Raw genomic sequence first — 21196 nt, forward strand, 5'->3', positions numbered from 1 at the left:
TCTTCTCGCCGAGCACGGTCAGCTTGCTTCCGTTGTACGGAAGCGTCACCTGCGCCGAGACCGGCATGTCCCCCGGGCCGTTCCCGGCGCCCAGGGTCAGCCGGTAGGTGACCTTCCTGGTCTGCCCCGGGGCCAGGGAGAACAGCGACGCCTGGTCCGCCACCGCGTAGCCCATGTCGCTGCCCGGCCCCATCGGCGCCGGCCGCCAGGTGTCACCGTCCTGACGCTCCAGCTTGCCGTCGTTGGGCCCCTGTACGACCTGCACCGGCGGCGAACCCGGGTAGGGCTCCGTGACGACCAGCGGCTGCAACCGGCCGTAGGTGTTCTGGCTGGTGTTCCGGAAGGTCACCGAGAAGGTGACGGCCGAACTCCCCGCCGTCAGCTGCTGACCGGCCGCCAGGCCGTCGAAGCTCACCGCGATGTCGTTCCGGTTGGCCTCCGTGGGCGGCGCCTGGCGGCCGCTCAGGTCGAGGGTGTTGACGATCGTCATCAGTCCGGGCTGGTAGTCGGCCTTGAGGCCGATCGCCGCGACGGACACGAAGTCCTTCGGCAGGGCCCACATCTGGGCCGTGAAGGCGTCGCCACCGCAGTTGATCTGCCACTGCGACTTGCGTGCGGCACGGCCTGCCACGGTGGGTGTGCTCCTGGTCGGGCCGACACTGTCGATCTGTCCGCTCCTGGCGAGCGTGGGGGAGTAGGACCACGCCGGGCACCAGGGCTGCGTGGACCAACCGCTGTCGGAATCCAGGTCGGGCAGCCTCGGCCAGGACTCCGACTCCTGGTCCAGGACCGTCAAGAGCACGCCGTGCGGCAGGCAGTCCCCGGCCGACGCGTCCTGCGGAGCACTCGGGCTCAGGATGCAGAGGCTGTTGGCGGCGGGATCCGGATTGACGGCCCGCCAGCCCGGCGGGATCTTGAACTTGACGCCCCGGAAGGGGTACGTCGTCCCGGCCGGCGCGGTGGTGGCCGGGGTGGTGGCGGGGGTGGTGGGCGGCGGGGGCGGCGCCGGGGGGGCCCGCGGCCGCACACCCCGCCCCCCGGCCGGCCCGGCACCCGCGACCGCGGGCACCCCCGGGACCGCCAGCACACCCCCGCCCCCGGCGGGCGGCCCGGCAACGCGCGGCAGCGGCTGCTGCGGCAGCGGCTCGTGGTCTTCGTCACCGTGACGCTCGGCGTCGCGCTGGCCATCGCGGCCGCCCAGGGGTGCGAGAACCGCAGCAAGCAGGGCCTGCGGCCGTCCGGCGGGTCCAGCGCCAGTGCGCCCGCCGCGGGCGGCGCGCAGGCCGTGCCGGGGACCTCGGTGGACGGGGCCGCCGCAGCCCCCGGCACCCAACCCCCCGCCGCCCAGCCTCCGGCCACCCCGCCCGCCGCCGCTGCGGCCGCACACGGCGGCACGGGCGACAGCCCGTTGGCGCCCCCGTACGGATCGGGGCCGGTGGTGGACTGGCCCAACCGCAGCTACCCCGACGGGACCGGCGGGCCCGGCATCGCGCTCCGGGACGGCCGGTCGGTCGGGGCCGGCCCGCAGGTCGTGCTCAGCTCCGTGCTGCCCGCCCGGTACAAGGGCGCCCCGGCTGCGGTCGTCGTCCTGCGGCGGGCCGAGGGCTCGGTGCCGGTCGACCTCGTCCAGCTCTTCTCCTTCATCGGGGACACCCCGGTCGCCGCCACCTCCCGCACCTCGGCGGCCGACCCGCAGGCGACGGCCACCTGGCGGCTCGACGGCGGGACGGTCGTCCGCGAGGAGCGGGTCGCCGCGACCGGCGCGACCACCTCCACCCGCTACACCGTCCGTACCGACGGCACCCTGGACGAGTCCTGGCCCGGCGCCTCCGGCCCCGCCACCCAGCCCCCGGCCGCCGCCCCGGCTCCGCCCACCGCTGCGGCGGGCTGAGCACGGGAGGGCGCGGCACAGGAAGTCGGCCTGGCCGACTTCCTGCTTCCCGCTTTCTACGTGGGGGCTCCTCCGGCGTGAGAGGGGAAGCCGACGTCCCCGTCAGGCGGTGGGGGCGGTGACGGCGTAGAAGGAGACGGCGGCTGCGGCGCCGACGTTGAGGGAGTCGATGCCGTGGGCCATCGGGATTCGGACGGCGTGGTCGGCGGCGGCCAGGGCGGGTCCGGTCAGGCCGTCGCCTTCGGCCCCGAGCATCAGGGCCGCCTTGGGGAGCCGGTCCGGGGCGAGGCCGGCGAGGTCGACGGCGCCGTCGGCGGGGGTCAGGGCCAGCAGGGTGAACCCTGCGGTGCGGACGGTCTCCAGGGCGGCCGGCCAGGGGTCGAGCCGGGCGTAGGGCACGGCGAAGACGGCGCCCATGGAGACCTTCACGGCGCGCCGGTACAGCGGGTCGGCGCAGTCGGGCGAGAGCAGGACGGCGTCCATGCCGAGGGCGGCGGCGCTGCGGAAGATCGCGCCGAGGTTGGTGTGGTCGACCAGGCCTTCCAGGACGGCGACCCGGCGGGCCCCGGCGAGCAGGTCCGCGGCCTGCGGCAGCGGCTTGCGTTCCATCGAGGCGAGCGCGCCGCGGTGGACGTGGTAGCCGGTGACGGCTTCGACGAGCCCCGGCTCGACGACGTGGACGGGGGCGTCCGCCTCGGCGATGACGTCGGCCATCACCTCCAGCCACTTGGAGGTCAGCAGCATCGACCGCATCCGGTAGCCGGCGGCGAGGGCACGGCGGATGACCTTCTCCCCCTCCGCGATGAACAGGCCTTCGGCGGGTTCGCGCCGACGACGCAGTTCGACGTCGGTGAGGCTGGTGTAGTCGCCGAGGCGGGGGTCGGCGGGGTCGGTGATGGTGCTGGGTTCGGACACCCTGCGATCTTGCCAAGGCGGGGCGGGGAAGGCCAAACGGCCCAAGCCACGGGGCGGGCTGGCCTTGGCCCTGTGCCAGCCATGGTGCAAACATGGCCGTATGGCCCGTTTTCCGGGCCGATCCTGGGCTCCGTCGGCCTCTGGTGCTACTGGTTCCGCCGGCTCCTCCGGTGGGCGCCCAAACGGTCGGCTACAGCTGCCACGCGCGAAGCGGCCGTGGCCCGTACGGCACCGGTCGGTGGCCGGGCAGGTGTTCGCGCTGCAGGTCCTCGTCGTCCTGCTGCTGGTGGCGGCGGCCGCGGTGGCGCTGGTGGTGCAGTCGCGCACCGACGCCGACCACGAGGCCCGCAACCGGTCGGTGGCGGTCGCGCAGACCTTCGCCAACTCACCGGGCATCGTCGACGCGCTGCGCTCCCCCGACCCGACCGCGGTCCTGCAGCCCAAGGCGGAGGCCGCGCGGATGTCGTCGGGCGTCGGCTTCATCGTCGTGCTGAACGACGACGGCATCCGCTACACCCACCCCGACCCGGCCCTGATCGGCCACAAGTTCGTCGGCACCTACCTGCCCGCGGTGCACGGGCAGGTGGTGACCGAGCGCGTCACCGACTCGCTCGGCCCGCTGGTCCAGGCGGTGGTCCCGGTGTACGCGCCGGACGGCTCGGTGGCCGGGCTGGTCTCGGCTGGCGTCACGGTGCGCAGCGTCAGCAGCGCGAGCGAGCGGCAGCTGCCGGTGGTGCTGGGCGCCGCCGCGGGCGCGGTCGGGCTGGCCACCCTCGGCACGGCGCTGATCAGCCGGCGGCTGCGGCGCCAGACCCACGGGCTGGGCCCGGCGGAGATGACCCGGATGTACGAGCACCACGCGGCCGTGCTGCACGCGGTGCGCGAGGGCGTCATGATCGTCGGCGCGGACGGTCGGCTGCTGCTCTGCAACGACGAGGCGCGGCGGCTGCTGGACCTGCCGCCGGACGCCGAGGGCCGGCCGGTGACCGAGCTGGGCCTGGAACCCGCGCCCGAGGAGCTGCTGACCGCCCAGCGCCCGGTGACGGACGAGGTGGTGCTGGCCGGGGAGCGGCTGCTGGCGGTGAACGTCCGGCTCACCGACCAGGTGGGCGGCCCGCCGGGCTGCGTCGCCACGCTGCGTGACTCCACCGAGCTGCTGGCGCTGTCCGGCCGGGCCGAGGGCGCGCAGCGGCGGCTGCGGCTGCTGTACGACGCCGGGGTGACGGTGGGCAGCTCGCTGGACGTGACGCGGACGGCGGAGGAGCTGGCGCAGGTCGCGGTGCCCCGGTTCGCGGACTTCGTCACGGTGGACCTGGCGGACCAGGTGCTGACGGGCGAGGAGCCGCCGCCGGGCACCTCGCTGGGGCGGATGCGCCGCGTGGCGCTCGCCGGGATCCGGGACGACGCCCCGTTCTACCCGGTGGACACGGTGCTGGACGTGGTGCCGGCCACCCCGCTGGCCGGGGCGCTGCACAGCGGGGAGTCGGGGCTGGAGCCCTGGCTGGCCCAGGCCCCGAGGTGGCGGGAGCAGGATCCGGAGCGGTCGGCCCGGGTGCTGGCGTACGGGGTGCACTCGATGGTGCGGGTGCCGCTGCGGGCGCGCGGGGTGCTGCTGGGGGTGGCCCGGTTCTGGCGGGCGGACCGCTCGGAGGCGTTCGAGGCGGACGACCTGGTGCTGGCCGAGGAGCTGGTGGCGCACGCGGCGGTGTGCATCGACAACGCGCGCCGCTACACCCGGGAGCACGCGATGGCGGTGACGCTCCAGCACAGCCTGCTGCCACGCAACCTGCCGCCGCAGAGCGCGCTGGACGTCGCGCACCGCTACCTGCCGGCCCAGGCCGGGGTGGGCGGCGACTGGTTCGACGTGATCCCGCTGCCGGGCGCGCGGGTGGCCCTGGTCGTCGGGGACGTGGTGGGGCACGGCCTGCACGCGGCGGCGACGATGGGCCGGCTGCGGACGGCGATCCACAACTTCTCGACACTGGACCTGCCGCCGGACGAGCTGCTGGGGCACCTGGACGACCTGGTGAACCGGATCGACCAGGACGAGGCCGGGAGCGGCGAGGGCGCGGCCCTGACCGGGGCGACCTGCCTGTACGCGATCTACGACCCGGTGGCACGGCGGTGCACGCTGGCCAGCGCCGGCCATCCGCCGCCCGCCGTGGTGGGCCCGGACGGGCGGGTGGTGTTCCCGGAGCTGGCGACCGGGCCGCCGCTGGGGCTGGCGGTGCTGCCGTTCGAGAACGTCGAGCTGGACCTCGCGGAGGGCAGCCGTCTGGTGCTGTACACCGACGGGCTGGTGGAGGACCGCGAGCGCGACATCGGTGAGGGGCTCGAACTGCTGCGGGCGGCGCTGACCGGGCCGCCGCGCACACCGGAGCAGACCTGCGCGGACGTGCTGGGGGCGATGCTGCCGGAGCGTCCGCTGGACGACATCGCGCTGCTGGTGGCGCGGACCAGGGTGCTGGCGCCGGACCAGGTCGCGGAGTGGGAGGTGCCGCCCGAACCGGCGGCGGTGGGCGCCGTCCGGGCCGAGGTCGCGGAGCGGCTGGCGGCCTGGGGGCTGGACGAGGCGGCGTTCGTCACCGAGCTGATCCTGAGCGAACTGGTGACCAACGCCATCCGGTACGGCACCGGGCCGATCCGGGTGCGGCTGCTGCGGGACCGGGCGCTGATCTGCGAGGTGTCGGACGGCAGCAGCACCTCGCCGCACCTGCGGTACGCGGCGACCACGGACGAGGGCGGGCGCGGGCTGTTCCTGGTCGCGCAGTTCGCGGACCGCTGGGGGACGCGCTACACCGCGACGGGGAAGGTGATCTGGACGGAGCAGCCGCTGGAGTAGCCGCCCGGAGTGGCCGAGTGGCCGGCCAGAGGGGGAAGTCGGAGTGGGAAGTCGACGGGCCCGACTTCCCACTCCGGGCGCTCAGCGCTGGAAGGCGGCCGCCAGGACGTTGACCACGTCGCCGACGACGATCACGGCCGGCGGCTTGATCCGCTCGGCCTCGACGGTCGCGGCGACGGTGGCCAGGGTGGCGTCCACCCGGCGCTGGGCGGCGGTGGTGCCCTCCTGGACGATCGCGACCGGGGTGTCGCCCGGGCGGCCGTGCTCGACGAGCTTCGCGGCGATCGCGCCGATCTTGTCCACGGCCATCAGCAGCACCAGGGTGCCGCGCATCTTCGCGGCGGCCTCCCAGTTGGTGAGCGAGCGCTCGTCCTCCGGGCCGACGTGACCGGAGATCACGGTGAACTCGTGCGTCATGCCCCGGTGGGTGACCGGGACGCCGGCCGCCGCCGGGACGCTGATCGAGCTGGAGATGCCCGGGACGACGGTGACCGGCAGTCCGGCCTCGGCGCAGGCGAGCAGCTCCTCGCCGCCGCGCCCGAAGACGTACGGGTCGCCGCCCTTGAGCCGGACCACGAACTTGCCGGCCCTGGCGTGCTCGATCAGCGTCCGGTTGATCGCCTCCTGGGCCATGAACCGGCCGTAAGGGATCTTGGAAGCGTCGATCACCTCGACGTGCTCGGGCAGTTCGGCGAGCAGCTCGCGCGGGGCGAGGCGGTCGGCGACCACCACGTCGGCGTCGGCCAGCAGGCGGCGGCCGCGCACGGTGATCAGATCCGGGTCGCCCGGGCCGCCGCCGACCAGGGCGACGCTCCCCTGGCCCGGCTGGCCCGAGGCGCCGCCGACGCCGTGCGCGCGGAACTGGCGGACGGCCAGCGAGCCGTCCCGCAGGCCGTCCACGATGGCATCGCGCAGAGCGGCGGAGTGGCGCGGGTCACCGGTGAGGACCGCGACGGTGGCACCCGCGTCGCGGCCGCTGGCCGGGGTCCAGGCGGTGGCGGCGGAGGCGTCGTCGCTGCGGGCGCAGAACACCCGCTCGCGCTCGGCCTCGGCGCTGACGGCACCGTTGACCGCCGGGTCGTCGGTGGCGACCAGGGCGTACCAGGCGTCGGCCAGGTCGCCGTCCCGGTACGGGCGGGCGTGCCAGGTGAGCTCGCCCGCGTCGGCCATCGCCTGCACGGCCGGGGTGGTGGCCGGCGATATCAGGTGCAGCTCCGCACCGGTGGCGATCAGCGCGGGGAGCCGGCGCTGCGCGACCTGGCCGCCGCCGACCACGACCACGCGGCGGCCGGCGAGCAGCAGGCCGACCGGGTACGGGGTACGGCCTTCGGTGCTGGGGTGCGGGGTGGGCGCGGTCATCGGCGGTGCTCCTGATCGGGGGTGAGGGTCGGGGGTGCGGGTGCGGCGTGACGCCGCTCCGCGGACCGGCGCGCCCTCGGGCCGGTCCGCGGAGTGGTGACGGAGGACGTCAGCCCTTCTCGGTGACCCCGGCGGAGTCGAAGGTGGCTACATCGTGCATCGCCCGGGCCGCGCTCTGCACCAGCGGCAGGGCCAGCAAGGCACCGGTGCCCTCGCCGAGCCGCAGGTCCAGGTCGATCAGCGGACGCAGGCCCAGCTTCGCCAGCGCGGCCTGGTGGCCGGGCTCGGCGGAGCGGTGGCCGGCGATGCAGGCCGCCAGCACCTCGGGGGCGATCGCCTTGGCCGCCAGCGCGGCCGAACCCGCGATGACGCCGTCCAGGACCACCGGGGTGCGCAGCGAGGCCGCGCCCAGCAGGAAACCGGCCAGGGCCGCGTGCTCCAGGCCGCCGACGGCGGCGAGGACGCCGATCGGGTCGGCCGGGTCGGGCCGGTGCAGGGCCAGCGCGGCCCGGATGACCTCGATCTTGCGGGCGTGCGTCTCGTCGTCGATGCCGGTGCCGCGGCCGGTGACCTCGGCCGGGTCGAGGCCGGTGAACACCGAGATCAGGGCGGCCGAGGCGGTGGTGTTGGCGATCCCCATGTCGCCGGTGACCAGCGCCTTGTTGCCCGCCGCGACGAGGTCGCGGGCGGTCTCGATACCGACCTCGATGGCCTTGAGGGCCTCCTCGCGGGTCATCGCCGGACCCTGGGTCATGTCGGCGGTGCCGGGCTTGACCTTGCGCGGCAGCAGGCCGGTGGTGCGGCCCTGCTGGATGGCCTCCGGCAGTTCGGCGGCGACGCCGACGTCGACCACGCAGACCTCGGTGCCGATCTGCTTGGCGAAGGAGTTGATCACCGCGCCCCCGGCCAGGAAGTTGCCGACCATCTGGGCGGTCACCTCCTGCGGCCACGGGCTGACGCCCTGCGCGTGCACGCCGTGGTCACCCGCGAAGATCGCCACGCAGGCGGGCTCCGGGATCGGCGGCGGGCACTTGCGGGACAGGCCGCACAGCTGGGCGGAGATGATCTCCAGCATGCCGAGCGAGCCGGCCGGCTTCGTCATCCGCTTCTGCCGGTCCCAGGCCTCGCCGAGCGCCTTGGCGTCCAGCGGGCGGATGCCGCGCAGGGTCTCGGCGAGCAGGCTCTGCGGCTCCTCGCCGGGCAGCGCGCGGTTGCCGTACTGCTCCTCGTGGACCACCCAGGACAGCGGGCGCTTCTTGGCCCAGCCCTGCTGCTCCAGCTCGGGCTCGTCCGGGAAGGAGTCGACGAAGCCGACGCACAGGTAGGCGACGACCTCCAGGTGCTCGGGCAGGCCGAGCTCGCGGACCAGCTCCTCGTCGTCGAAGAAGCTCACCCAGCCGACGCCCAGGCCCTCGGCGCGGGCGGCCAGCCAGAGGTTCTCGACCGCCAGCGCGGCCGAGTACGGGGCCATCTGGGGCTGGGTGTGCCGGCCCAGCGTGTGCCGGCCGCCGCGGGTGCGGTCGGCGGTCACCACGATGTTGACCGGCGTCTCGAGGATGGCCTCGATCTTGATTTCCTTGAACTGCTTGGCCCGGCCCTTGGGCAGCGAGTCCGCGTACACCTCGCGCTGGCGCTCGGCCAGGGCGTGCATCCGCCGGCGGGTCTTGGCCGAGCGGATCACCACGAAGTCCCAGGGCTGGGAGTAGCCGACGCTGGGCGCGGTGTGGGCGGCCTCCAGGACGCGGATCAGCACCTCGTGCGGGATCGGGTCCGGGCGGAAGCCGTTGCGGATGTCGCGGCGCTCGCGGATCACCTGGTGGACGGCCTCGCGTTCGGCCTCGCCGAAGCCGGGCGCGGCCGGGCCGCGGGGCTCGGCCGGCTCCTCGGCCTGCTCCTCGGCCGGCGCTTCCTCGGCCGGCTGCTCCGCCTGGTCCTCCGTCGGCGGCTCCGCCGGCTCCTCCGTCGACGCCTCCGTCTGCGGCTCGGCGGCCTGCTCGGCAGGCTCGGCAGGCTCGGCAGGCTGCTGCTCGGCGGCGGGGGCCTCGGCTGCCACGGACGCGTCAGCGGCCTGGTCGGCGGCGGGGGCCTCCGGTGTGGCGGCCTCCTCGGCGACGGACTCGGCGGCCACGGGCTCGACGGTGGGGGCCTCGGCGGCGGGGGCCTGTTCGGCGGACTCTGCGGCCGGCTCGGTGACGGGCTGGGTCTGGTCCTCCGGGGTGGCCGGGGCGGTCTCGGCGACCGGCTCGGCGGCGGCCTCGATGGTCTCCGCGGTTGCGGCAACGGGCTCGGTGGCGTCGGCAGCCTCGGTGACCGGGGTGGCGTCCGCGACCGGCTGCGGCGCGGTCTCCGCTGCGGTGGCCTCGGTCTCAGGCTCGACGACGGGCTCGACGACCGACTCGACCGGGGCCTCGACGGCCTGGTCCACGACCGGCGCGGCCTCCTGCGGCTGCTCGCCCTCGGCGGGCTCGACAACGGGCTCGGCAGCGACCTCGACGGCAGCCTCGACGGGCTCGACGACGGCCTGGCCGGAGGGCATCTCGCCCGTACCGGCGGCGGTCTCGGCGACCGCCTCGACGACCGTTTCGACGACGGGCTCGACGACCGCCTCCGGCACGGGCGCCACGGCCTCGGCAGGCTCGCCGGTCTCGACCGCTCCAGCGGCCTCGACGGGCGGGGCGGCCTGGACCGGCTCCTCGGCCGGCTCCTCGGCCGCTATGGGAGCGGGCTGCTGCGGGGCGGCCTCCTCGGCCACCGGGGCCTGCGCGGCCGCCGCGACCGGAGGCAGACCGGTGGGCGCGGCGAGGAATGCGGAGATGCGCCGCGGCGGGCCGGCCGGGGCGGGGGCCTCGGTCTGCTCCGCGGGCGCGGCCTGCGCGGCGGCCTCGACGCCAACCTCGGCGACGGGCTCGACGGCGATCTCGACCGGCACCTCTGCGGGCGCCGTCACCACGGCCCCGGCGAGGGGCGTGCCGCTCGGGTCGGCGACCGGCTGGCCGGACTCCGCCGGGACCGGCTCGGCCACGGCGGCCGGCGCCGCGTCCACCACGGCCTCGGCGACGACGACGGCCTCCGGCAGTTCGACGACCTCGATCACCTCGATCGCCCCGACCGTCTCGACGGCCAGCTGGGCCTCGACCGGGTGCGAGGCCAGCGGCACCTGCTGGAACTCCTGGGCCTCCGTCGCGGGAACCACGGGCGCCACCGAAGGCGCGGGCGCTGCCGGAACGGCCTGCGGCGCGGCGGCCGGCGCCGGGGCGACGGCCTCGGCCATCGGCGGCCGGCCGACCACCGGGATGCCGTGCGCGGGCGTGCCGCCCTGCGACGGGCCGCGGTCGGCGAGCGAGCGCACCGGGACCTGGCCGGTCATCAGCGACGGGTCCGGGATCGGCGGGCCTGCGTGCAGCGGGCGGCGCGGCGGCTGAGCGGCCGTCATCGCCTCCGTGGCCTGCGGGTGCGCCGGGGCGGCGTGGAACGGCTGCTGCGCCTGCTCGGTGCCGAGCGCCGGCGGCTCCAGCGGCGGCCACGAAGGCTCGACCGGCGTGCCGTCCTGCTGCGGGGCGAGCGGCGTCTGCTCGGTCGGGAGGGGCGCCAGCGGCTCGCCCCAGGAGCCCTGCGGACCGGGCATCAGCAGGACGTCGTCCTCGTCGTCCTGGTCGAGGAAGTGGAAGGCCGGACGCGGGGCGCCCGGGTCGATTCCCCAGCCCTCACCGGGCACACCGGGAGCCGGTGCGCCGGGAGCCGACAGGCCGGGGGCCGGTACGGCGAAGCCGGACGCGCCCAGCGGCTGGCCCTGCGGCGGGATGACACCCGCGCCGGGGGGCATCGCACCACCGGCCGGGCCGTGGCCCGGCGCCGTCGGGTTCGGGATCACGCCGCCGTCCGTCGCGACGCCCTGGAGGGGTGCAACGCCCGCGACGCCCTCCGGTCCGCCGAGCGTGTCCGGCCCGGCGTTCAGGTGCTCCGGCAATCCCTCGCCCGGGACGTGGCCGCCATCGGTCATTGTCAAACGCTCCTTCCAGGCCGCTGCCGCGCCCTTGGCGACACGATCACCGACCGCAGCACCCATCCGCACGGGCCGGGCCTGCACCGGCCCGTCCCTCAACCACACGCGGCCGCCGCGCCGAGGCGCTGCGGCCCAAGTCTTTCCGGCGCACTGCGGCACCCCGGCCTGCGCACCGCCCACACCGGGCGGTGCACCATCTGAAACAACGACAACCCGGAGCAACCGGCACGACCGCACCGGACCCTACGGCATTCTCCAGGTCCGGCACGCGGCCCGTCGAATTGCCCACACTCCGAGCAAAACCGGATTGCACCACGTCAAAAAGGCGACAAACCGACTGAATCGGGTGGGTCGCCGACCGCCGCAGCCGCCCAGGACGCCACACTACCGGCCCAGCACGGTCACCTCTCGAATCGGTGTCCGGATGCGACCTGGATCACCGCCCGGCCCCACCACGACCCCTCAGCAGCACAGCGCGGGACCAGAATGCGCCCGGCGGATCAGGCCGAATCCACAGGACGCACCCCGCTCCTTCACGCGATCTGCTCACCCCAGAGCAGCAGCACGCCGGTTCCACCCGCCCCCAGAACCAGCCCGCCACCGGCGCCACCGGCGGCCGACAGCGGAGTGGACTGCAGCAGCACACCGTCCGCCCGGTAGCCGGCCTCGGCGATCGCCCGGTGGATCTGCTCCCCCTCCGCGAGGGTCCGGGGCACCGCGACGAACCGCTCAGGACGGCGGGCCAGCACCGCGCGCACCACGTCGAGGCCGCCGGACTCCACCACCGCCACGTCCGGCTCGGGCAGGCCGCCCAGCACCTCGGGGCCCTGCCCGTGCACGGTCTCCACCTCGACGCCGTACCGGCGCGCGTTCACCGCCAACCCGGCGCAGGCCGAGCGGGACGCCTCGACCGCGACCACGGCGGCGCCGAAGCGGGCCGCCTCCACCGCGAGGGCGCCGCTGCCCGCGCCGACCGACCAGACCAGATCCCCCGGACGAGCACCCAGACGGGCCAGCACCAGGGCGCGCACGTGCGCGGGGAGCGCCTCCGATGCGCCGGGCTCGTCCCCCGCGCGCCCGGCGCCCGCGTAGGCGTCACCGGGGAGCGCCCAGCCGCGGTCCGCGCCGGGGAAGCCGACCGGGCGCCCTGCCAGCCAGCCGGCCTCCGTGTCGACCCCGCCGGCCTGGGGACCGCCGTGGCCGCCGATCACCAGCACCACGTTGGGGTCGCGCCACACGTGGTCGGCGATCCGGTCGGAGGTGAGGACGGTGACGTCCTCGTCCGGGGTGCCCAGGGCCTCGCAGACCACGAAGGTCCGGTGCACCCCGCGCAGCATGAGGGCCAGTTCGCTCGGCCCCGCGCCGGGCGCGGTCAGCACCGCGACCTTGGGGTGGGCCCGGCAGATGTTGGCCGCGCGGCGCAGCCGTCCGCCGTGGGCGCTGACCACCTGGGCGTCCTCCCAGGGCATGCCGGCCCGGGCGAAGGCGGCGGCGACCGAGGAGACGGCGGGCAGGACCTCCAGTTCGAGGCCGTACTCGGGGCGGCGCAGCGCGCGCACGACGCCGAAGAAGCCCGGGTCGCCCTCGGCGACCACGACGGCGGCGCCGCGGTGCTCGGCGATCCGCCGGGCGGCCTGCCGGACGTTGCCGAGGGTGATCCGCTCGGCGGCGTCCGGCACCGGGAGGGCGTTCAGTTGGTAGGGGGCACCGGCCACCAGGGTCGCTGCGGCGAGGGCCGCGCCGGCGGCCTCGGTCAGCGGCGTGCCGTCCCACCCGATGACCGTGATCCGGTCAGCCATCTGCGGCCGTTCTCCCTCGACTCGGTGCGCGGACCGGCCTGCGACCCGGGGTGTCCCTGTGGTGTCACCCGGTGTGCGACTCGGTGCGCCGACAAACCGCGCCGGTGTGCGGCGCCGGTGCAGAGGCTACCGGGTGTGATCCCCTCGGCGCCGACATCTCGTACACATGTCCGTGACGAGCCGCCGGCGGGTGAGCGGCACGAACGGCTCGGACGGTACAGGCGGCTCGCGCGATCGGGGCGGCTCAGTCGCGCAGCACGTAGCGCTGGTCGCCGTGCCAGCCGCCCCGCTGCGGCTCGGGCTCGGGCGCGTCCAGGTCCTCCGGGAGCAGGCTCCACAGGATGAGGTCGCTGCGGCTCTCCACCGCGGCCTCGCCGGACCCGCCGGACTCGCCCCGGACTATCCAGGCGCTGCGCAGCACGCCCTCGCTGATGCCGCCGATCTTCTGGGCGACCTGCTGGGCGGCGGTGTTCCCGGCGGCGGTGCGCAGCTCCAGACGCAGGAAGTCGCGGTCCTCGAACAGCCACTGGCTGACGCCGAGGACGGCCTCGGGCGCGTAGCCCTCGCCGCGGGCCCAGGAGGCGGTGACGTAGGAGATCTCGGTGCTGCGCAGGCGCCAGTCGGTGTTGCGCAGTTCGACCAGGCCGACCAGGCGCTGGGTGAGGTGCTCGGTGACGGCGAAGACGATGCCGCGGCCGGCGGCCCGGTGGGCGGGGGCGAGGGTGCGGGCGAGTTCGGTCGCGTACGCCTCGGTGAAGGGGTGCGGCAGATCGGTCCAGGCCAGGACGAGTTCGTCCGCCATCATCGTGGCCAGGCCGGGCGCGTCGTCCTCCGCAAGGGGCCGCAGCAGAAGCCGTTCGGTGCTGATGGCGGTCTCGGGGAAGCTCGCTGCCATGCCGTCTCTCCTCGCCGGGTCGTGAACACAACACCGTACGCCCCCGCCGTGCCCCGGGTGTCACGCGGTGCGCCGCCCGCACGACGGTACGTCAGAACGCCGCCGACCAGGGCGCCCCGGGTGCATCCTGCCCGACCGGGCCCCCGCCGAGGTGCGGCGGGGGCCGGTCGGGATCAGGGCGTGGATCGGACCGCGGCTCAGAAGGCCGGGATGACCGAGCCCTGGAAGGTGTCGTCGATGTACTTCTTGACCTCGTCGGAGTGCAGCAGCTCGGCCAGCTTCTTCACGCGCGGGTCGTTCTCCTTGCCCTTCTTCACGGCGAGGATGTTGGCGTACGGGTTGCCCTCGGCCTTCTCCAGCACCAGCGCGTCGGTGGCGGGCTTCAGGCCGGAGTCGAGCGCGTAGTTGCCGTTGATGACGGCGGCGTCGAGGTCGGCGATGGAGCGGGGCAGCTGGGCGGCCTCCAGCTCCTTCCACTTGAGGTTCTTCGGGTTGCCCGTCACGTCGGCCGGGGTGGCGGCGGTGGTGACGCCGTCCTTCAGCGTGATGAGCTTGTTGTCGGCGAGCAGCTTGAGCGCGCGGCCCTCGTTGGTGGCGTCGTTGGGCAGGCCGACGGTGGCGCCGTCCGGCAGGTCGGCGATCGACTTGACCTTCTTGGAGTAGACGCCGAGCGGCTCCAGGTGCACGGGCTCGACCGAGACGATGTCGGTGCCGTGCTTCTTGTTGAAGTCCTCCAGGTACGGGACGTGCTGGAAGTAGTTCGCGTCGGCCGAACCGTCCTGCACCGCCGTGTTGGGGGTCACGTAGTCGGTGACCTCCTTGATGTCGAGCTTGAGGCCCGCCTTGGCCGCGAGGTTGTCCTTGACGTACTTGAGGATCTGCCCGTGCGGGGTGGGGCTGGCGATGACCTTGAGCGGCGCGTTCGGGTCCGAGGAGGAGGACCCGGAGCTGCCGCACGCGGCCAGCGAGAGGGCGATGCCGGCGGTGGCGAGGATGCTGGTGAACTTCAGGGCGTTGCGCACGAAAAGTGCCTTTCTGCGTGATACGGGGAGCCGTGGTCCGGTGTCGGACCCGGGAGGTCTAGGGGGCGACGAGGTCCTCGTCGGGGGCGGCCGGCGCGCGGCCCAGCAGGCGGGTCCGGCCGCCGGTGCCGCCGCGGTTGGCGAGGCGCCGGACGGCGAAGTCGCCGATCAGCTGGACGGCGGTGACGAGGATCACCAGCTCGGCCACGATGACCCACATGAAGGCGGTCTCGAAGCGCTGGTAGCCGTAGTTGACGGCGAGCGTGCCGAGGCCGCCGCCGCCGACCGTGCCGGCCATCGCGGAGTAGCTGATCAGCGTGATGATCGTGGTGGTCACCGAGGCGGCGATGCCGGGCAGCGCCTCCGGGAGCAGCGTCTTGCGGACGATCGTCCAGGTGCTGCCGCCCATCGCCTGGACGGCCTCGACCAGGCCGCGGTCGACCTCGCGGACGGAGGTCTCGACCAGGCGGGCGAAGAACGGGATGGCGCCGATGGTGAGCGGCACGGTCGCCGCCTGCCAGCCGATGGAGGTGCCGACCAGCCAGCGGGTGAAGGAGATCAGCGCGATCATCAGGATGATGAACGGCACCGAGCGGGCGATGTTCACCACGAAGGCGATCGACTTGTTGACGGCCCGGTTCGCCAGCAGCCCGCCCTTGTCGGTCAGCACCAGCAGGATGCCCAGCGGCAGGCCGAGCAGCACGGTGACGGCCGTGGAGACGCCGACCATCTGGAAGGTCTCCTGCGTGGCGGGCCCCATCAGGGCCCACATCTGGTCCCAGGTCATGCCACCGCTCCGTCCACCGCGCCCAGTACGTCCACCTGCAGGCCCTGCTCGCGCAGGTAGCCGATCGGCACCACGTTGTCCTGGTGGCCGCCGGAGAGCTCGACCCGCATCCGGCCGACCATCCGGCCGGCGATGGTCTCCACCGCGGCGCCGAGGATGTTGATGTCGATCTGGTAGGTGCGGGCCAGCTGGGAGACGAAGGGCTGGGCCGAGGAGTCGCCCTGGAAGGTGATCTCCAGCACGGTCGAGCCGGGGTGGCCGGTGCCGAACTCGCTGAGCGGGAACAGCTCGCGGGCCAGCTCGGAGCCGGGCTCGGCCAGCAGGTCGGTCAGCCTGCCGGACTCGACCACCCGGCCGCCGCGCATCAGGGCCGCGGAGTCGCAGACGGACTTGATGACGTCCATCTCGTGGGTGATCAGCAGGACGGTGAGGCCGAGCTGCTGGTTGAGGTCGCGCAGCAGCTTGAGGATCGAACGGGTGGTCTCCGGGTCGAGCGCCGAGGTGGCCTCGTCGGAGAGCAGCACCTTGGGGTCGCCGGCCAGGGCCCGGGCGATGCCGACGCGCTGCTTCTGGCCGCCGGAGAGCTGGTTGGGGTAGCTGCGGGCCTTGTCGCCGAGGCCGACCAGGTCGAGCAGTTCGGCGGCCTTGCGGCGGCGCTGGGTGCGGTCCAGTCCGATGATCTCCAGCGGGAGCTCGACGTTCTGCTGGACGGTCCGCGAGGAGAGCAGGTTGAAGTGCTGGAAGACCATGCCGATCCGGCGCCGCGCCTCCCGCAGGTCCCGGCCGGCCCGGTTCTCGCCGCCGGACAGCGCGGTCAGCTCGACCCCGTCCACCGTGACGGTGCCGGAGGTCGGACGCTCCAGCATGTTCACGCAGCGGATGAGGGTGGACTTGCCGGCGCCGCTGGTGCCGACGACTCCGTAGACCTCGCCAGGGCGGACGTGCAGGTCGACGCCGGCGAGGGCGCTCACCTCGCGGCCTCGGGAGCGGTAGACCTTCGTGAGGTCCGTGGTGGTGATCACAGCTGCTTCCGTGGGTCGGGGGCGGGCGGCGGGCGGCCGCCCGACCGGGGTGCGGTCGGCGACGTGCACGGCGCTTCGCCAGGGGGATCCGGACCTGCCACCTCTTGATCGTGGCCGCTGCGCGGCCGGGCCGCGCGACGGCGTGGCCCTTACGAGTCATCGGGCGCGAGTCACGGGCACGAGTCGTCGTGGACGACCACCCGCCCATGGGTGGGCAGGCGGGGAGAAGGGGTGTGGCAGGCTGGGCGCGCTCGCACGGACGGGAACGACGCCGGGTCTCGCTTCGGGGCGCGAGGTGGGGGCACCCTCAACCGGGTGCCGGGGGCGGTGGCCCTCAGCGGTGACACATTCGACGGCACATGGCGCGCTCACCTGCCGGCAGGGTGCCGGTGGGGGTCCATTTCGTCGTCGCAGTCATGTGAGCCAGTAAATCAGATGGGTCGATTTGGACCCAATTACTTGGATGTGATGTCCGCAATGCGGACACCCGGCGCCGCCACCAGCGACGATACGGCTCGGCGCCGCCACCGGAGTGTCCGGATGGTGGCGGCGCCGTGCGGGCCGGAACGGGCGGAGGGCTCAGGCGGTCGCGGCGAGCGACACCACGGCGGGCTTCTCCAGGTGCACCAGGCTGAGCCGGTCGGTGACCGGCTCGACCGCGGACTGGCGGTAGCCCAGGCGGGTGTACAGCCGCAGGTTGCCGAGGCTGCGGTGGCCGGTGAACAGGCGGTAGGAGGTCACCGGACGGCCGTCCTCGGCGAGGCGGCGCTCCAGCGCGTCCAGCAGCCGGCCGCCCAGGCCGTGCCGCTGCATCCTCGGGTGGACGACCAGGCGCCCTATCCGGCCGACGCCCTCGGCGTCGACGTGACCACGGACGGTGCCGACCACCTCGTCGCCCAGCCGGGCGACCAGGACGTACTGCCCGGACAGTTCGGCGCGCAGGCTCTCCAGGCTCTGCGTCAGGGGCTCGATCGCCCAGTCGCCGTACAGCTCCGCCTCGGGCTGGTAGCCGAGGTACTGGAGCTTGAGGATCTGCTCCGCGTCCTCGGCGTCCGCCGCCGAGATGATCACGCTCATGCCCATGTGCTGGGGCCTCCCCATCGTCGTGCCCGGCGCGCAAACGTGAGGGTGCCGCACCGGATGTCCTGCCGGAGATGTCCCGGCCGGGGATCTGCCCTGACCGGGGGTGGCGCACGAACGTACCAGCCGCGCGGCCCGGAAGTGCCCGGGTCGACGGCGACGCGCTCACGCTCAGTATCCGAGCGATCGCGGCACCGTCAAGAGCTACGTTCGCCAGCGCTCTACCCGCGTGTCAGCTGCTCTCAACCTTCCGGGCGTTCGACGTGGCGAGGGTCACGCGGGGGCGGGGCGGGTGGTGGGGCGGCTGGTGGGCGCCGCGCGTGGGGCGTGGCCGGGGGCGGCGACGGCTCGACGTGGCGAGGGTCACCCGGGGGGGCGGAGGTCGGTGGCGGTGGCCGATGGCGGCGGCCGGGCGTGCGGAACGCCACCCGGGCGGAGTCGCCTCCGGGGTGATCCGCATGCGGAGCGTCACCAGCGGCTCACGGGTACCGCTCGGCATGGAGGAGGATCCGCAGGCAGGCGAGGCAGCGGGAGCGGGTCGGCCCGATCGAGCCGCGCGGCATGCCGAGGCGTTCGGAGAGCTCCCGGTAGGTCGGCGGCGGATCCTCGGCGAGGGCGGCGACCAGCTCGGGGCAGCGGCCCGGCAGGCCGGCCACGGTCTCGCGGACCACGCGGCGGCGGCGTTCGGCGAGGAAGACGTCCTCGGCGGAGGGGACGGGCGGAAGGGTAGTGCACACACCGTGCATGACGGGCCGGGGCGGGCCGGGTTACGCCCGACCGGGGGTGCGGACGCCGGAGGGGCGCGACGGTCGGACCGTCACGCCCCTCCCCCGCAGACCGGCGGTCAGCCCTGGATCCACTCCTGCTGCCGCGCCAGGTCCGCCTTCACCTCGGCGAGCTGGACCGCCACCGCCGACGGCGCGGTGCCGCCGCGCCCGTTGCGCGAGGCGATGGCGCCGTGCACGCTGAGCACCGACCGGACCTCGGGCGTCAGGTGCACCGAGATCGCCGCGAACTGCTCGTCCGTCAGGTCGGACAGCTCGATGCCCTCGGCCTCGCAGACCTTGACGCAGGCGCCGGCCACCTCGTGCGCGACCCGGAACGGCACGCCCTGCCTGACCAGCCACTCGGCGATGTCGGTGGCGAGCGAGAAGCCGGCCGGGGCCAGCTCCTCCAGCCGCTCCCGGTGCACGGTGAGGGTGGCCATCATCCCGGTGAACGCGGGCAGCAGCACCTCCAGCGTGTCGCAGGAGTCGAACACCGGCTCCTTGTCCTCCTGGAGGTCCCGGTTGTAGGCGAGCGGCAGGGCCTTGAGGGTGGCCAGCAGGCCGGTCAGGTTGCCGATCAGCCGGCCGGACTTGCCCCGGGCGAGCTCGGCGATGTCCGGGTTCTTCTTCTGCGGCATGATCGAGGAACCGGTGGAGAAGGCGTCGTGCAGCGTGATGAAGCCGAACTCCTTGGTGTTCCAGATGATCACCTCCTCCGCGATCCGGGAGAGGTTGATGCCGATCATCGCGGTCACGAACGCGAACTCGGCGACGAAGTCGCGCGAGGCCGTGCCGTCGATGGAGTTGCCGACCGAGCCGCCCTCGAAGCCGAGGTCGGCGGCGACGGCCTGCGGGTCGAGGCCGAGCGAGGAACCGGCCAGCGCCCCGGAGCCGTACGGGGAGACGGCGGTGCGGACGTCCCACTGGCGCAGCCGCTCGGCGTCCCGGCCGAGGGCCTGCACGTGCGCGAGGACGTGGTGGGCGAAGAGGACGGGCTGGGCGTGCTGGAGGTGCGTGCGGCCCGGCATCGCGGTGTCCGGGTGCGCCTCGGCGAGGCCGACCAGGGCGTGCTGGAGGTCGAGCACCAGGGCGCCGATGGTCTTGGCGTGGTCCCGCAGGTACATCCGGAACAGGGTGGCGATCTGGTCGTTGCGCGAGCGCCCGGCCCGCAGCTTGCCGCCGAGGTCGGCGCCGAGGCGCTCCAGCAGGCCGCGCTCCAGGGCGGTGTGCACGTCCTCGTCGGCGACGGTCCCGGTGAAGGTGCCCGCCTGGACGTCGGCGAGCAGCTGGTCGAGGCCGGCCAGCATCGCGGCGAGCTCGTCGTCGGAGAGCAGGCCGGCCTTGTGCAGGACCCGGGCGTGGGCCTTGGAGCCGGCGATGTCGTACGGCGCGAGGCGCCAGTCGAAGTGGACCGAGGCGGAGAGCCTGGCCAGCGCCTCGGACGGGCCGTCGGCGAAGCGCGCGCCCCAGAGGCGGACGTCGGCGGTCTGGTCGGCGTGCTGGTCGGCGGACATCGCGTGGGCTCCTGACGGGGAAGGGGGGTGGGGACGGGAGGGATCAGGCGAGGTCGCGGCGGGCGGCGAGCTTCGAGGACATCCCGAAGATCTCGATGAAGCCCTTGGACATCGACTGGTCGAAGGTGTCGCCGGTGTCGTAGGTGGCGAGGTTGAAGTCGTACAGCGACTGGTCGGACTTGCGGCCGTTGACCACGGCCCGGCCGCCGTGCAGGACCATCCGGATCTCGCCGGTGACGTGCTGGTTGGCCTCGTTCACGAAGCCGTCCAGCGCGCGCTTGAGCGGGGAGAACCAGAGGCCGTCGTAGACGAGTTCGGCCCAGCGCTGCTCCACCTGCCGCTTGTAGCGGGCGAGTTCGCGCTCGACGGTGACGTTCTCCAGGGCCTGGTGGGCGGTGATCAGGGCGATCGCGCCGGGGGCCTCGTAGATCTCCCGGGACTTGATGCCGACCAGCCGGTCCTCGACCATGTCCAGCCGGCCGATGCCCTGGGCGCCGGCCCGCTTGTTCAGCTCCTCGATGGCCTGGAGGACGGTGACCTTGCGGCCGTCGATCGCCACCGGGACGCCGGCGTCGAAGGTGATGACCACCTCGTCGGCCTCGCGCGGGGCGGCCGGGTCCTGGGTGTAGTCGTAGACGTCCTCGATCGGGGCGTTCCAGATGTCCTCCAGGAAGCCGGTCTCGACGGCCCGGCCGAAGACGTTCTGGTCGATCGAGTACGGGGACTTCTTGGTGGTGGCGATCGGCAGGCCCTTGGCCTCGGCGAAGGCGATCGCCTTGTCCCGGGTCATCGCGTAGTCGCGCACCGGGGCGATGCACTTCAGGCCGGGGGCCAGGGAGTTGATGCCGACCTCGAACCGGACCTGGTCGTTGCCCTTGCCGGTGCAGCCGTGCGCGACGGTGGTGGCGCCGTGCTTGCGGGCGGCGGCGGCCAGGTGCTTGACGATGACCGGCCGGGACAGCGCGGAGACCAGCGGGTACTGGCCCTGGTAGAGCGCGTTGGCCTTGATCGCCGGGAGGCAGTACTCGTCGGCGAACTCGTCGCGGGCGTCCGCGACCTCGGCCTCGACGGCGCCGCAGTCCAGCGCGCGCTGGCGGATCGCCTCCAGGTCCTCGCCGCCCTGGCCGACGTCGACGGCGACGGCGATGACCTCGGCGCCCGTCTCCTCGGCGATCCAGCCGATGCAGACGGAGGTGTCCAGTCCGCCCGAGTAGGCGAGTACGACGCGCTCGGCCACGGCTTTCTCCTTACAGCTCTACGTACAGGGTTTCCGTACAGGTTTACGGCGACAGGCATAAGT

Annotated in this window: 15 protein-coding genes; 2 read left to right on the top strand and 13 right to left on the bottom strand. The window is 74.3% G+C overall.

Annotation, left to right across the window (positions count from 1 at the left end; genetic code table 11):
• Nucleotides 1-1027 (bottom strand): hypothetical protein (locus ACFV6I_RS13110; RefSeq protein WP_380425048.1); only part of this gene is annotated, 1027 nt, incomplete at its 3' end.
• Nucleotides 1028-1147: 120 nt separating this feature from the next.
• Between ACFV6I_RS13110 and ACFV6I_RS13115 the strand changes: the two genes are divergently transcribed.
• Nucleotides 1148-1891 (top strand): hypothetical protein, encoded by a 744-nt coding sequence (locus ACFV6I_RS13115; RefSeq protein WP_380425051.1) that lies wholly within the window; start codon nt 1148-1150, stop codon nt 1889-1891.
• 102 nt (nt 1892-1993) lie between these two features.
• Here ACFV6I_RS13115 and ACFV6I_RS13120 read toward each other — a convergent pair whose 3' ends face one another.
• Nucleotides 1994-2806, bottom strand: a complete 813-nt coding sequence (locus ACFV6I_RS13120; RefSeq protein WP_380425054.1) for a TrmH family RNA methyltransferase — start codon at nt 2804-2806, stop codon at nt 1994-1996.
• Between the two features lie 238 nt (nt 2807-3044).
• On the opposite strand from ACFV6I_RS13120, the gene ACFV6I_RS13125 reads away from it, so the two are divergent.
• A complete protein-coding gene (locus ACFV6I_RS13125; protein WP_380345284.1) occupies nt 3045-5648 on the top strand; it encodes a SpoIIE family protein phosphatase in 2604 nt (867 codons plus the stop codon).
• A gap of 81 nt (nt 5649-5729) precedes the next feature.
• On the opposite strand, the gene cobA is transcribed toward ACFV6I_RS13125, so the two are convergent.
• The 11 genes from cobA to ACFV6I_RS13180 all read right to left on the bottom strand — a co-directional run bounded on the left by cobA (nt 5730) and on the right by ACFV6I_RS13180 (nt 21133).
• Nucleotides 5730-7007: a uroporphyrinogen-III C-methyltransferase gene (gene cobA, locus ACFV6I_RS13130; protein WP_380425056.1), complete on the bottom strand. Its 1278-nt coding sequence runs from the start codon at nt 7005-7007 to the stop codon at nt 5730-5732.
• Nucleotides 7008-7116: 109 nt separating this feature from the next.
• A complete protein-coding gene (gene cobT / locus ACFV6I_RS13135) occupies nt 7117-11007 on the bottom strand; it encodes a nicotinate-nucleotide--dimethylbenzimidazole phosphoribosyltransferase (protein ID WP_380425059.1) in 3891 nt (1296 codons plus the stop codon).
• 536 nt (nt 11008-11543) lie between these two features.
• Nucleotides 11544-12809, bottom strand: coding sequence for a precorrin-6y C5,15-methyltransferase (decarboxylating) subunit CbiE (gene cbiE, locus ACFV6I_RS13140; RefSeq protein ID WP_063346833.1), 1266 nt, complete (start codon nt 12807-12809; stop codon nt 11544-11546).
• 244 nt (nt 12810-13053) lie between these two features.
• On the bottom strand, nt 13054-13704 hold the full coding sequence (locus tag ACFV6I_RS13145) for a GNAT family N-acetyltransferase (protein ID WP_363372849.1): 651 nt from the start codon (nt 13702-13704) through the stop codon (nt 13054-13056).
• Between the two features lie 197 nt (nt 13705-13901).
• Entirely contained in the window at nt 13902-14726 is an 825-nt protein-coding gene (locus tag ACFV6I_RS13150) for a MetQ/NlpA family ABC transporter substrate-binding protein (RefSeq protein ID WP_063346836.1), read from the bottom strand.
• A gap of 58 nt (nt 14727-14784) precedes the next feature.
• Complete coding sequence (locus ACFV6I_RS13155) at nt 14785-15513, bottom strand: methionine ABC transporter permease (RefSeq protein WP_380425061.1); 729 nt, start codon at nt 15511-15513, stop codon at nt 14785-14787.
• Nucleotides 15510-16535, bottom strand: coding sequence for a methionine ABC transporter ATP-binding protein (locus ACFV6I_RS13160; protein ID WP_380425064.1), 1026 nt, complete (start codon nt 16533-16535; stop codon nt 15510-15512). The genes ACFV6I_RS13155 and ACFV6I_RS13160 overlap by 4 nt, the downstream gene beginning before the upstream one ends.
• A gap of 579 nt (nt 16536-17114) precedes the next feature.
• A complete protein-coding gene (locus ACFV6I_RS13165; RefSeq protein ID WP_063346839.1) occupies nt 17115-17618 on the bottom strand; it encodes a GNAT family N-acetyltransferase in 504 nt (167 codons plus the stop codon).
• 476 nt (nt 17619-18094) lie between these two features.
• The gene (locus tag ACFV6I_RS13170) at nt 18095-18352 is read right to left on the bottom strand and encodes a hypothetical protein (RefSeq protein WP_159398377.1); all 258 of its coding nucleotides are present in this window, start codon (nt 18350-18352) and stop codon (nt 18095-18097) included.
• Nucleotides 18353-18459: 107 nt separating this feature from the next.
• Nucleotides 18460-19896: an argininosuccinate lyase gene (gene argH, locus ACFV6I_RS13175; protein ID WP_363372855.1), complete on the bottom strand. Its 1437-nt coding sequence runs from the start codon at nt 19894-19896 to the stop codon at nt 18460-18462.
• A 43-nt stretch (nt 19897-19939) separates the two neighbouring features.
• Nucleotides 19940-21133 carry an argininosuccinate synthase gene (locus ACFV6I_RS13180; RefSeq protein ID WP_063346842.1) on the bottom strand — a complete coding sequence of 398 codons (1194 nt, stop codon included), beginning with the start codon at nt 21131-21133 and terminating at the stop codon, nt 19940-19942.
• Between the last annotated feature and the right edge of the window lie 63 nt (nt 21134-21196).

The sequence above is a fragment of the Kitasatospora sp. NPDC059803 genome (genome assembly GCF_042732255.1).
In the GTDB taxonomy this organism is placed as follows: domain Bacteria; phylum Actinomycetota; class Actinomycetes; order Streptomycetales; family Streptomycetaceae; genus Kitasatospora.